The organism is Clostridiales bacterium, from assembly GCA_030016385.1.
In the GTDB taxonomy this organism is placed as follows: domain Bacteria; phylum Bacillota; class Clostridia; order Clostridiales; family Oxobacteraceae; genus JASEJN01.
The window spans coordinates 53,630-67,206 of the sequence record JASEJN010000010.1 but is presented as its reverse complement, the minus strand read 5'-3'; the positions used below and the strand labels follow the sequence as shown (position 1 = coordinate 67,206).

Annotated in this window: 14 protein-coding genes and 1 riboswitch; all 14 genes read left to right on the top strand. The window is 39.5% G+C overall.

What is annotated here, in order from left to right; genetic code table 11:
* The first annotated feature begins 217 nt into the window (after positions 1 to 217).
* The 14 genes from QME45_04090 (at position 218) to QME45_04025 (ending at position 13,522) form a co-directional block, all read left to right on the top strand.
* Positions 218 to 625 (top strand): bacteriohemerythrin, encoded by a 408-nt coding sequence (locus QME45_04090; GenBank protein ID MDI6617845.1) that lies wholly within the window; start codon positions 218 to 220, stop codon positions 623 to 625.
* A 33-nt stretch (positions 626 to 658) separates the two neighbouring features.
* Complete coding sequence (locus QME45_04085) at positions 659 to 1,840, top strand: FprA family A-type flavoprotein (protein ID MDI6617844.1); 1,182 nt, start codon at positions 659 to 661, stop codon at positions 1,838 to 1,840.
* 15 nt (positions 1,841 to 1,855) lie between these two features.
* Positions 1,856 to 2,017 carry a rubredoxin gene (locus tag QME45_04080; protein ID MDI6617843.1) on the top strand — a complete coding sequence of 54 codons (162 nt, stop codon included), beginning with the start codon at positions 1,856 to 1,858 and terminating at the stop codon, positions 2,015 to 2,017.
* A 183-nt stretch (positions 2,018 to 2,200) separates the two neighbouring features.
* Entirely contained in the window at positions 2,201 to 3,028 is an 828-nt protein-coding gene (locus tag QME45_04075) for a Cof-type HAD-IIB family hydrolase (GenBank protein ID MDI6617842.1), read from the top strand.
* 86 nt (positions 3,029 to 3,114) lie between these two features.
* A riboswitch (glycine riboswitch) is annotated at positions 3,115 to 3,211 on the top strand.
* 125 nt (positions 3,212 to 3,336) lie between these two features.
* Positions 3,337 to 3,768 (top strand): GrdX family protein, encoded by a 432-nt coding sequence (locus QME45_04070; GenBank protein ID MDI6617841.1) that lies wholly within the window; start codon positions 3,337 to 3,339, stop codon positions 3,766 to 3,768.
* Positions 3,769 to 3,779: 11 nt separating this feature from the next.
* The gene (gene trxB, locus QME45_04065) at positions 3,780 to 4,703 is read left to right on the top strand and encodes a thioredoxin-disulfide reductase (protein MDI6617840.1); all 924 of its coding nucleotides are present in this window, start codon (positions 3,780 to 3,782) and stop codon (positions 4,701 to 4,703) included.
* A gap of 17 nt (positions 4,704 to 4,720) precedes the next feature.
* Positions 4,721 to 5,038, top strand: coding sequence for a thioredoxin domain-containing protein (locus tag QME45_04060; GenBank protein ID MDI6617839.1), 318 nt, complete (start codon positions 4,721 to 4,723; stop codon positions 5,036 to 5,038).
* A 33-nt stretch (positions 5,039 to 5,071) separates the two neighbouring features.
* Positions 5,072 to 6,358 (top strand): glycine/sarcosine/betaine reductase component B subunit, encoded by a 1,287-nt coding sequence (locus QME45_04055; protein ID MDI6617838.1) that lies wholly within the window; start codon positions 5,072 to 5,074, stop codon positions 6,356 to 6,358.
* Between the two features lie 18 nt (positions 6,359 to 6,376).
* Positions 6,377 to 6,844 (top strand): glycine/sarcosine/betaine reductase complex selenoprotein A, encoded by a 468-nt coding sequence (gene grdA, locus QME45_04050; GenBank protein ID MDI6617837.1) that lies wholly within the window; start codon positions 6,377 to 6,379, stop codon positions 6,842 to 6,844.
* Between the two features lie 85 nt (positions 6,845 to 6,929).
* A complete protein-coding gene (gene grdB / locus QME45_04045) occupies positions 6,930 to 8,234 on the top strand; it encodes a glycine reductase complex selenoprotein B (GenBank protein MDI6617836.1) in 1,305 nt (434 codons plus the stop codon).
* Positions 8,235 to 8,284: 50 nt separating this feature from the next.
* Entirely contained in the window at positions 8,285 to 9,820 is a 1,536-nt protein-coding gene (grdC, locus tag QME45_04040) for a glycine/sarcosine/betaine reductase complex component C subunit beta (GenBank protein MDI6617835.1), read from the top strand.
* Between the two features lie 13 nt (positions 9,821 to 9,833).
* Positions 9,834 to 10,997, top strand: coding sequence for a glycine/sarcosine/betaine reductase complex component C subunit alpha (gene grdD / locus QME45_04035; protein ID MDI6617834.1), 1,164 nt, complete (start codon positions 9,834 to 9,836; stop codon positions 10,995 to 10,997).
* A gap of 110 nt (positions 10,998 to 11,107) precedes the next feature.
* Entirely contained in the window at positions 11,108 to 12,253 is a 1,146-nt protein-coding gene (locus tag QME45_04030) for a BMP family ABC transporter substrate-binding protein (GenBank protein ID MDI6617833.1), read from the top strand.
* Positions 12,254 to 12,490: 237 nt separating this feature from the next.
* On the top strand, positions 12,491 to 13,522 hold the full coding sequence (locus QME45_04025; GenBank protein MDI6617832.1) for a sugar-binding domain-containing protein: 1,032 nt from the start codon (positions 12,491 to 12,493) through the stop codon (positions 13,520 to 13,522).
* Positions 13,523 to 13,577: the final 55 nt, after the last annotated feature.

The following is a 13,577-nucleotide window of genomic DNA, read 5'->3' as shown; positions in this document are numbered from 1 at the left end:
TTGAATCTGGCGAATGAGTGTTCAAAATAACATAAGTTCATATTGCGAATCGAAGGGAAAAATGGTGTATATTTTTCAAATGTACCCAAACTACTTCGGAGAAACTATTCTATTGATTGATAATCTTTTTTGGTATATAATTTATCTATTAAAAAGTGTTATATATTGTTATTATATGCAGAAATTAATAAAGTTAGTTGAAGGGGAGAATGGGGTCTTGTCTATAAAGTGGACGAAGAATCTGGAAGTTGGTATTGAAGATATCGATAACCAGCATAAGGAATTGTTTAAGAGAATAGATGATCTGTTTAATGCTTGTAATGCTAAATTAGGCAAACAGGAAATTGGACATACTTTGGATTATCTTTGCGATTATGTACATACACATTTTCAAAATGAAGAACAATATCAAAGAAAGTACAATTATCCTGAATATCCCATGCATGCAAAAATACATGAGCAGTTTTTAAACGAAGTAAATGACCTAAAGAGTGAGTTCGATAAAAACGGGCCGACTCTGGGATTTATAATTAAATTCAATAAAAAGGTTGTTGATTGGCTTATCAATCATATAGGAAAGCTTGATAAAAAATTTGGGGAGTTTGTAAAAGCCCAGAACAAATAAAATAATTTACAATATTTAAACGGAAGTGATAAGATGAAATCCATTATCGTAAAGGATGGAATATACTGGGTAGGGGTAAAAAATCCTGAGCTCAGGGTTTTTGATATAATTGTGAATACTAAAAAGGGTACGACATATAATTCATATCTTATTGATGATGAAAAGGTAGCTGTAATTGATTCCGTAAAGGAAGGTTATTCTGACGAACATTTGCAAAAGATAAAAGATGTGATAGGTCAAAGAAAAGTTGATTATATCATAGTGAATCATACCGAGCTTGACCACTCAGGCTGTATCAAGGATCTTTTAAAGCAGTATCCGGATGCCGTCATATATGCATCAAAGGCAGCATGCCTGTATCTAAAAAAGATTATAAACGGTCCGTTTAATGCTCATCCGATAACTGATGGGGAGGTGCTTTCCATAGGGAAACGCACATTAAAATTCATAAGTGCTCCTTTTCTCCATTGGCCGGATACAATATTTACTTATGATGAGAATGACGGCATACTGTTTCCATGTGATGCATTCGGATGTCATTTTTGCGGGAAGGGTATATTCGATTATGATGCAGGTGATTTTTCAGGAGAGGTAAAGTACTATTTCGATTCAATAATGTATCCGTTCAAAAAATATGTAGTGCAGGCTGTCGATAAAATAAAGGATTTGGATATAAAGATGATATGCCCAAGTCATGGTCCCATCCATACCAGGGATCCTTACAGGTATTTAAAACTGTACAGGGATTGGAGCATCGATGCCTTAACAAAAAACGATACAAAGAGCGCGGCTATTTTTTATGTTTCAGCTTACGGCAATACCGAATATATGGCAAAGATGATGAAAGAAAGGATTGAAAGATCCGGTTTTAATGTTTACATGTTTGATATAAGTACTGCGAATATGGATATAATGATAAAGACTATTAATAGTTCAGATATCGTACTGGTTGGTTCTCCGACGATCAATCAGGATGCGGTAAGACCCGTATGGGAGCTTTTGTCGCTAGTTTCTCCAATAGAAAACAGGGGAAAAGTTGCAGGGGCGTTCGGTTCATATGGCTGGAGCGGTGAAGCTGCAAAAATGATAAGCGATAGGCTTAGGAGCCTGAAGTTCCGGGTGGTTGAGCCGCCTGTTACTGTTAATTTTGTTCCATCTGAGGATGAAAAGAAGAAAATATTAGAATTCACAGACAAAATATTGAGTAAATTTTAGAAAGGGAGGATGTAAATGGCTAAATATCAGTGCAGTGTATGCGGTTATATTTATGACCCTTCTGTTGGAGATCCCGATGCGGGTATACCTGCGGGGACAGCATTTGAAGATCTTCCGGACGACTGGGTTTGCCCTGTTTGCGGAGTAGCAAAGGATCAATTTGAAAAAGTAGAATAATTATCTAAAGAGTGGCTGCTGTACGATGTGTTGTACAGCAGCCGTTTTTTAGTATATATTTAAAGAAAAATCAATATGTAAATTTAACATTAAGTATATAATAACATTATATTTTTAATATATTATTGAACTAATACGAACAATATCTGAATTCAGGGAAAAAGATGGGATGTGTTTAACAAGATGAATTACAAAATGGTTGTGCTGGATATGGATGGGACTTTATTAACCGATGACAAACGTATATCTGATAAGAACATGGATGCTTTGAAAAAAATTTCCGATTTGGGAATAAAAGTTGTCATATCAACGGGAAGAATATTTACATCGGCTAAGTCATATGGCGATTTGATAGGCGTTCGGATTCCCATTATCGCATCGAACGGAGCTTATATAAGGGAAAAAGATAGAGATGAAGTAATATATGCAAAGCTTCTTAAACAAGAAGTGGCCAGGAAAATAGTAACTTTATGCCATAAGTTTAGAATGTACTGCCACCTATTTACCTGGGATTCGCTTTACTCGGAAAAGCTCATATATTCGGCTCTGTACTATTCTAAATGGAATAAAAATCTTCCTGAAGGTGAAAAAGTCAATATAAATATAATAGATCCATCTGATTGGAATAAAGTAATCATGACGAATAAAAATCTTTTAAAAGCGGTGGTTACCGATGAAGATCGGGAAAAAGTCGCATCTCTTAGAAAAGAAGTAAGCAAGCTGGACGTAGAGGTCACAAGCAGTTCCAAAAATAATATTGAGATAATGGATAAGGGCGTATCGAAAGGCAAGGCTGTCGAGTACTTGGGGAAGTATTATAATATCAGGAGAGACGAAATAATCTGCATTGGAGACAGCGAAAACGATATTTCCATGATAAAATATGCAGGGCTCGGAATTGCCATGGGAAATGCTGAAGACGAAGTAAAAGATGCTTCTAAATTTGTGACATTATCGAATGAAGAAGACGGGGTTTCATATGCGATTGAAAAGTTTCTACTTAAAGATTAAATTTAAGTAGAAATTTAGTCGCTATTTTTGTATAATAATCATATGATTATTATACAAAAATCCATATAGTTTTTTATATTGACTGGATGAAGTATAAAGGAGAGACCCGCAAGGGAGCCGAAGGAGTAAGCTTTAGATGAAAATTCAAGTGAATCTCTCAGGCAAAAGTACATTATACTGACAGATCTCTGGAAAGCGAAAGCACCGAAGGAGTAAATCTCTCAGGTTAAATGGACAGAGAAATGGCATTCTTGAAGCTATTTCTCTTTTTTAGTTGTGGATCTTGATTCCTTAAGTGTCTGACTTGAATGAGAATGTGGAATCATCGTCTGTCATATCCGTTGAAAGAAGAGACGTGGAATATGGTTGAAAAGGTTATTCTGATAACGAACAATGATTTGGTATTGGGATTGTCAAAAAGCAATTTTGAAACAATTTTCGTCGATGGCGGGCTTGCGGAAGTGTTAAAGGTTGCAAGGGACTATATACATAAGGGTCATATTCTATTCTCACATCCTTTATCCGGCAGCATAAAGCCGAATCAAACACCTTACAAAACTGTATTAATTTCCAAGTCCGTTGGAGAAACTATTGATGTAAAATCCCTGAACATAATCGAGGAGTCGATTATAACAACTGAAAAATTTTTAAGATTCAATAGTTGTCCCAAATGGTCCCGTGAAATATTGAATGATTTTAAATATGTAGACTTTGACATGATCTCTCAGGCAATATCATGATGGAAGGAGAAATTAACTTGGATTTTGATTTAATAATACTTGGAGGAGGGCCGGCAGGGCTTTCGGCCGGTTTATATGGTTCAAGAGCAAGACTTAATTCCCTCGTCATAGAAAGATTAAAATACGGCGGACAGACAGCGACTACAGGCGAGCTTGAAAATTATCCGGGTTCCATAGAGAATTGTACGGGGCCGTCTTTAAGCGAGAGAATGAAAGAGCAGGCAAAAAGCTTTAATACAAAATTCGCGAAAGATGAAGTTTTAGGTATAGATGTTTCCGGTGATATTAAAATTGTAAAATGCAAAAAAGAAGAATACCATACAAAAACAGTTATAATTGCGACGGGTGCCGATCCAAGGGTGGCCGGGTTTAAAGGCGAGGCAGAGTACAGGGGGCGTGGAGTTTCGTACTGCGCGACATGCGATGCCGACTTCTTTACCGATCTTGATGTTGCTTTGATAGGCGGAGGTGATTCTGCCCTTACGGAGGCATTATACATTACAAAGTTTGTGAATAAACTCTTTATAATACATAGAAGGGATAAGTTCAGAGGCGTAAAATCGCTGCAGGAAAAAGTGTTTGCCAATCCGAAAATCGAGGTTGTATGGAACAGTGTGCCTGTGGAGATAACAGGTGATGAAATAGTGGAAGGTTTAAAGGTCAAAAACAAACTGACAAATGAAGAGAGAATCATTGATGTTAACGGAGTATTCGTATTCGTAGGGTTAGAACCTGCAAGCGAAATATTCAGAGGGTATATAGATATGGATGAGAGAGGATATATATTGACCGATGAAGAGATGAGAACCAATGTACCCGGGGTATTTGCAGCAGGGGATGTGAGGAAAAAAACTTTAAGGCAGGTAATAACTGCAGCTGCCGATGGCGCAATAGCTGCGACGGCTGCAGAAAAATATATTACAGATAATTTTTAGTAAATGGAGGAATCGCTATGATAGAATTAAATAAAGAAAACTTTGAAAAAGAAGTTTCAGACTTTAAGGAGAAACCGGTTTTTATAGATTTCTGGGGGGAGAAATGTGCTCCGTGTATTGCTCTGATGCCCGAAGTTCACAAACTCGAGGACAAATATAGCGATAAAGTCAAGTTCTGCAGCTTGAATACAAGCAAGAACAGAAGGCTTGCTATAAAGGAAAGGGTTTTAGGCCTGCCTACTATGGCAATTTATAAGGATGGAAAGAAAATCGAAGCCTTAACTCCTGATAAGGTGACTATTGAATCGATAGAAGAAATGCTTAAAAAATATTAAAATAACCCTCATCAACTTAAGGAAGTGAATGTATTGCGTTTAGAAATAGGTAATATCTTTATCAATGACATACAGTTCGGAAAAGAGACAAAAGTAGAAAATGGCGTATTATATGTAAATAAGCAGGAATTTATAAATGCGGTCGGCGATGATGAAAGAATCGAATCAATCGGGGTAGATATCGCAAGGCCAGGTGATAAAGTAAGGATTATCCCTGTTAAAGACGTAATCGAGCCGAGGGTCAAAGTCGAGGGTGAAGGAGGAATATTTCCTGGATTTATAGGAAAAGTCGACATGGTAGGTTCCGGAAGGACTCATGTTCTTAAAGGTGCTGCTGTTGTCACGACCGGAAAGATCACGGGATTTCAGGAAGGAATAATAGATATGAGCGGAAAGGGCGCAAAATATTCGCCTTTTTCAAAAACATGCAACATCGTTTTAACGTGCGGTACCAAGGAGGGTGAATCCCAGCACGAACGTGAAGATGCAGTAAGGATGGTCGGATTTAAGGCTGCGGCATACCTTGGCAGGGCTGCAAAAGATATTGAGCCTGACGAGTTGAAAGTATATGAAACTCTGCCTTTAAATGAACAGGCAAGAAAGCATCCGGATCTTCCAAAGGTTGTATATATATATATGCTGCAGAGTCAGGGGCTTTTGCATGACACATATGTATACGGTGTAGATGCCAAGAAGATAATACCTACATTTATTTATCCTACGGAGGTATTCGACGGTGCTATAGTCAGCGGAAACTGCGTTTCGGCCTGTGATAAAAATCCGACATATATACATCAAAACCAGCCGGTAATCGAAGATCTGTACGAAAGGGACGGCATCGATTACAATTTTATAGGATGCATTATTACAAACGAAAATGTATACTTAAGAGATAAGGAAAGGTCTTCAAATTATACTGCAAAGCTTGCAGAGTTTTTAGGGGCCGATGCCGCCATAGTATCGGAGGAAGGTTTTGGCAATCCCGATGCGGATCTCGTCATGAACTGTAACAAACTTGAAAATAAGGGCATTAAAACGGTTCTGATTACAGATGAATATGCCGGTCGGGATGGAAGTTCCCAATCTTTAGCAGACTCTACAAGCAAAGGCGATGCGGTAGTTACCGCTGGAAATGCCAATGAACTTGTGGACCTTCCGCCAATGGATAAAGTAATAGGTTATCCTGAAAGTGCAGATATTATAGCTGGGGGATTTTCAGGCAGCCTCCATGGCGATGGCTCTATAACTGCAGAAATACAGGTTATAACAGGAGCTACAAGCGAAGTGGGCTTTGGGAACCTTTCGGTAAAAGGATATTAAATTAAAGAGGTGAATAAAATGCTAAAAGGCAAAAAAGTAATAGCGATAGGTGACAGAGACGGTATTCCCGGTCCTGCAATAGAGGCCGTTGCAAAAAGTGCAGGAGCAGATGTAGTATTTGCATCTACAGAGTGCTTTGTTTGAACGGCCGCCGGAGCAATGGATCTGGAGATCCAGCAAAGAGTCAAAGATTTAGCTGAAAAATATGGTCCTGAGAATATTGTCGTGCTCCTCGGCGGGGCCGAGGCAGAGGCAGCAGGACTTTCAGCCGAAACAGTTACAGCAGGCGACCCAACATATGCAGGGCCTCTTGCAGGAGTAAGCTTGGGCTTAAGAGTATATCACGTACTGGAAGATGATGTTAAAAAAGAATATGATCCGAAGGTATACGATGAACAGTGCAGCATGATGGAAATGGTACTTGATGTCGATGCAATAGTAAAAGAGGTTAAGCCTATTAGGGATCAGTACTGCAAGTATTTGTAGAATATGCTGTTTTAAAGTATCATGCAGTTTTTAAAAAGCATGGTACTTTAAATTCATAAAAATAAAATGCGAAAGTTGGGATAAAATGTTTCGCGTGGTGCATTATATAAATCAATTTTTTGGCCAGATAGGCGGAGAAGACAAAGCCGGCATCGGGCCGCAGGTAAAAGAGGGAACTGTGGGGCCTGGCATGGCGCTTAAGCAGGCGCTGAAGGATGAGGCGCAAATAGTTGCAACTGTAATATGCGGCGACTCATATTTTAATGAAAACATTGAAAAAGCAAAAGCCGAAATTCTTGATATGATAAGAAAATACAGCCCTGATATATTTATAGCAGGCCCTGCATTCAATGCCGGAAGATATGGCGTTGCCTGCGGGACGATATGCAAGGCTGTAAAAGAGGAGCTTGGCATACCGGCTGTAACGGGCATGTATATTGAAAATCCCGGGGCCGATATGTTTAAGAAGGATATATATATTATTTCTACCAGAAACAGCGCTGTAGGTATGAGGGATGCCGTCCCAAAGATGGCAAAGCTTGCTGTAAAACTTGCAAAGGGTTATGATATCGGTTCGCCTTCCGAAGAGTTTTATATCGAAAGGGGGATCAGGAGGAATTATTTTGCACAGTATAGAGGATCCAAAAGAGCTGTAGATATGCTGGTAAAGAAGATAAGGGGAGAGGCATTCAAAACGGAATACAGCATGCCCACATTTGACAGGGTAAAGCCTAATCCTCCTGTTTTGGATATTTCCAAGGCTGTAGTCGCCCTGGTAACATCAGGAGGAATAGTTCCTAAGGGAAATCCCGACAGGATAGAATCATCATCAGCAAGCAAATTTGGAAAGTACAGCATCGAAGGGGTTCTTGACCTTACCGAAAACGAATACCAGACAGCCCATGGAGGATATGATCCTGTATATGCAAATCAGGATGCCGATAGGGTGCTGCCCGTTGATGTGATGAGGGAGTTTGAAAGAGAAGGAGTAATAGGAAAGCTCCATAATTATTATTATGCGACTGTCGGCAATGGAACTTCTGTTGCGAATGCAAAAAAATACGGGGCTAAAATAGCTGCAGAGTTAAAGAATGATGGCGTTAATGCAGTCATACTAACGTCCACATGAGGCACCTGTACTCGTTGCGGTGCAACGATGGTAAAGGAAATAGAAAGAGCCGGTCTGCCTGTTGTGCATATGTGTACGGTCGTACCCATATCGCTTACAGTAGGAGCAAACAGAATCGTTCCTACCGTTGCAATACCTCATCCTCTTGGAAATCCTTCGCTTTCCAAAAAAGATGAGTATAACCTCAGGAAGAAGCTTGTAGGGAGGGCCTTGAAGGCTCTTCAGACTAAGGTCGATGGCCAGAAAGTCTTTGAAGAATAAATTAAATTATGGGGGGTGGTTTACCACCCCTTTTTAGTGGAGATGATAAAATGGATTTTCCTGTTATAAAAGGCGCAAGTTATATACTGGTAGATACGCCGGATATGCTTATAAATAACGGTACGACTCAGATGATGGAAAGGGAAATCAATCCGGATTCCGAATATATAAAGCACATAAAAGAGCATATAAGATCGTTTGATGACGTTGTATCATACCCTCCAAATCAGGTTTATATAGGCAATATAACTCCTGACGCGCTTTCGGATATGCAGATGCCATGGTATAATAAAAAAATCGAGGGATCATCCAGATGGGGAAAATATGGTGAAATAATGCCAGAGGATGAATTCTACGGACTTTTAAAAATAAGCGATTCTTTTGAACTTGTAATGCTTGAAAAAGAGTTTGCAAAGAGCATAAAGGAGAAATTATCGAGACATCCGGTATTGAATTATATGTCGGACAAATTGGGGGATGGCGTGGGTGAAGACGAAATATTAAAGAATATAAGGGAATCCAATGCGGAGAAGCTTGAATTGGACGGCAGGATAATAGGATGTGTAAAAAGGGCTCATGAATTTGATCCGAATCTATCCTCGCATATAATGGTTGAAAATTTGTCTGTCAAGGCATCAGGCGCTCTTGCGCTGATAAATTTAATCAGAAAATCCAAAATTTCGCCTGGCGATATAGATTATATCATAGAGTGCTCCGAAGAGGCGATAGGCGATATGAACCAGAGAGGAGGCGGAAATATGGCCAAATCCATAGGTGAAATCGCGGGGTGCACGAATGCGTCGGGCATCGATTTAAGGGGTTTTTGCGCCGGGCCTGCTCATTCCGTAGTGCATGCCTGTGCACTTGTAAAGGCCGGAATATTTAAAAATGTAGTGGTACTTGGTGGAGGCAGCACAGCCAAGCTCGGGATGAACGGAAGGGATCATTTTAGAAAAGGCATGCCTTTGATGGAGGATGTCCTTGGGGGATTTGCACTGCTTGTTTCTGAAAATGATGGTGTAAACCCGATTGTAAGAACCGATATGATAGGCAAGCACGACATCGGCTCGGGCGCATCTCCCCAGGCCGTAATCGATGCTCTTGTAAATCAGCCGCTTAAGAGTGCCGGCATGAAGATGACCGATATAGATAAATATTCTCCTGAGATGCAAAATCCTGAATGCACGGAACCTGCCGGAGCGGGGAATGTCCCGATGGCCAATTTCAAAATGATCGCAGCATTAGCGGTCAAGTATAAACAAATCGAAAGATCTCAGCTTATGGAATTTGCAAAGAAGCACGGGAATCCAGGTTTTGCCCCTACCCAGGGCCATGTGCCTTCAGGTGTTCCCATAATAGGCTTTGCAAGGGACTTTATACTGGAAGGGAAAATAAAAAGCGTAATGGTAATAGGAAAGGGCAGCTTGTTTTTAGGAAGGATGACAAATCTGTTTGACGGAATTTCATTTGTAATCCAGAAAAATTCCGGTAAAACAGATGAAGGGTATGCGGTTTCAAAGGATGAGATAAAAGGCATGATTGCACAGGCGTTTAAAGACTTTGCATCGACATTACTTTCAAAGTAGAGGTGAGCTTACGGTGCAGGATAATATAAGGAAAACCATAGGAGAAGTATTTAGCGATATTGCGGATGCAATTGAAAGCGGCTCGTTTATAAATAAAGTCAGAGTAGGAATAACCGTACCCGGAAGTGAGCATGGTACGGATGAGATTATTAAAGCAGCAAAAATGGCGATGACAAAATACGGTGATTTTGATGTAGTTCTTATAGGAGCGAAACATGGAAGCAGCTTTGAATCATATGAAGCAGATACATTAGAAGAAGCGCATAAAAAAATGGAAGAGTTGTTGAACAGCAAGAGGATCGACTGTGCCGTTACAATGCATTATAATTTCCCGATAGGTGTTTCCACTGTAGGAAGGGTTATAACTCCGGGATGCGGAAGGGAAGTATTTATATCGGCATCCACCGGTACGTCTTCAGCAAATAGGGCTGAGTCTATTTTCAAAAATGCGCTGTATGGAATAATAGTTGCAAAAGCGTCGGGAAACTTGAATCCCAGTATAGGAATACTAAATATCGATGGCGCGAGACAGGCTGAGAGAGCGCTTAAAGAGCTTCAAAGAAGCGGATACAACATAAATTTTGCGGCATCGGTAAGGAAGGATGGAGGCAGCATCATGCGTGGAAACGACCTTTTGCATGGGACCTGCGATGTAATGGTAACAGATTCTCTTACGGGAAATATTCTGGTAAAATTATTAAGCTCGTTTACAACAGGTGGAAGTTATGAATCTACAGGATATGGATATGGTCCCGGAATAGGCGAAGGATATAATAAGGTCATAAGCATTGTTTCCAGGGCATCAGGTGCTCCTGTAATATGTGAAGCGTTAAGATATGCTGCAACCATGGTCAAAAATGGAATATTAGATATTGCCGGAAAAGAATTTGAGGCGGCAAAAAAGGCCGGTTACAATAAAATATTGGATAGGTTTTCCGAAGGGCATGAGAAAAAAGATACAATCGCTGTAAACGTTCCGCCTAAGAAGGTAGTGACATACCAGATAGCGGGAGTTGATATACTCGAGCTTGAGGATGCCGTAAAAGAGTTGTGGGAAAATGATGTTTATTCCGAAAGCGGGATGGGGTGCACAGGTCCCATTATACTTGTCTCTTCTGATGAAGGCGATAAAGCGAGAGGTATTCTCATCAAAAAAGGGTATCTTTCACCGAATTAATTAACAATTTAATAAATTTCCTATAATTTGAAGGAATTTATTCAGGAATATAGAATTAAATAAAGGCAAATTGAGTTGATTGGAAACTTTCATCCGGAGGCAGGTAAAAAATGAAAAAGGTTATCACTATATTTTTATCGGCAATTATCATGTGCGATTTTTTTACAGGGTGTAATTTTAAAATAAATAAAAAAATAAATACTCCTGTACCTCCAAATAATAATAACCATGTTGACAAACCGACGATAAAAATAGGATTTTTAACTAATATATACGGTATAAACGACAAATCTTTCAATCAGGCTGCTGATGAAGGCATAAAAAGGGCTAAGGAAAAGTATGGCATCAGCTATAAAGTGATTGAATCAAAAAAGGATTATGATTATGAATCGAATTTAGATACGCTGACAAATGCGGAAAAGACGACTCTCGTATTCTGTGTGGGTAAGGATATGGAGGACGCTGTAAAAGATGTTGCTCCTAAAAAGGCAGATAGTAAATTTGCTTTAATCGATGCTGTAATAGAACTGCCGAATGTTGAATCATTTACTTTTAAAAAAGAAGAAGCGGCTTTCCTGGCAGGGATTGTAGCAGGGAAAATGACTCTTGCAAATAAAGTGGGTTTTATAGGCGGTGAAAACATACAGGCTGTAAACATGATAGAGAGCGCTTTTGCCGCGGGAGTCAAGACCGTTAATTCCGCTGCCGCGGAGGGACTTTTAAGCAAGGACCAAAAGAGTTATCCAAAGGAAGTAAGGTATGGAAAGGATGATAACTTTACAAATATAAATAAAAGCTATAAGCTGGGGATTTCTTTGTTTAAAGACGGCTGCGATGTAGTATATCATACAGGAGATGGGAATGGAGAAGGCTTGTTTGCGGCGGCAAAAGAAATAACAGACAAGGGAAATAATAAAGCCTGGGCCATCGGGGATGACAGGGATCAGGCAATAGAATTCCCTGAATATGCGCCGTACATACTCACGAGCGCTGTTAAAAGAGTAGATAATGTTGCGTATAATGCTGTCGAAGACGTTATGAACAATGAATTTAAGGGCGGCAAGCATACGATCCTCGGGTTAAAGGAAGATGGCGTGGGGCTCGCTCAATCATCATATAAAAATACGCCCGGGGATGTGCTCGATCTTGTCGATAAGTATGCCGATTTAGTCAAAGACAAGAAAATAACGGTTCCACAAGACAGAAATGGAGTATTGAACTTCAAAGCCCCGCAGATAGAAGAAAATAGCAAATAGGCATCGCAAGATAATCATTTAGCCAGCGTATTCAATACATTTAAAATGTATGTTTTTGTGTATTGAAAAATCAAGGCTAAAATGATACCATAATATAGGATAATTTATTATCCGGGTGGGACATAAATGAAGTACAGGGACGATGACAGTCCCATACCATGAATCAATTCATGACATGAATTGATTGGATATTGCCTGCACATTGTGTAATAGCGGCCAAAAGGGCGTGAGGTGATTTTGAAGGATTTACTGCTGCTGCAGCAAAAGATTGTTCCGGAACTTATAGAATTGCTGGAAAAAAGATATACTATTTTAAGAGCTATATATTTTAAAGGCCCTATTGGCAGAAGAGCTCTTGCATTGCAGCTCGAAATGGGTGAAAGGATCGTCAGGAAGGAAGTAAACTTTTTAAAAAACCAGGGATTAATCAATATAGAATCCGTGGGCATGACTATTACGCCTGATGGTGAGAATATAATAGACACTTTAAAGGAATACATACATGAGCTAAAGGGTTTTTCCAGCATTGAAAAAATGTTGCAGGACAGATTAGGGTTTTCCAAGGTTATAATAGTGCCAGGCAATATTGACGAGGACCCATTGATATTGAAAGAAGTTGGAAGAGTTGGCGCCAATTATGTAAAAAACCTTATAACAGACAACCAGGTAATCGCCGTTACGGGTGGAAATTCGGTCAAGGAACTTGTAAACAGTATGCCGAAGATAACTAACAAATCAAATATTCTGGTTGTACCTGCGAGAGGGGGGATGGGAAAATTAGTCGAGACGCAGGCTAATACTATAACAGCAAACCTTGCAAATAAGCTTAATGCAAACTATAAGCTTCTTCATGTGCCCGATGTGATGAGCAAAGAGGCGCTTGAAACCGTCGGCAATGAGCCTGTGATAAAGGACATAATAAAAAGTATCGGCAAAACGAGTTTGCTGATATATGGTATAGGCAGAGCCGACGATATGTCAAAAAAAAGAGGCTTAAGCGATGAAGAGTTGAAGAAACTTATGGATAAAAAACCTGTTGCCGAGGCTTTTGGTTATTATTTCGACAGCGATGGCATTATAGTCGATAAGACACTGACAATCGGGCTCAAGTTTGAAGATGTCAAAAAAATCAAAACGATTATAGCGGTAGCGGGTGGTAACAGTAAGGCAAAGGCTATTATAGCCACAAAGACATACAGTAAAAACAGCATATTGATAACAGATGAAGGCGCTGCTAAAGAAATGGTAAGGCTTTTAAGCTCAAAATAGTGGTTAAACATAGTTTGTAATATTTTTTTCAAATATTTAAAATAAATTTTTCAGG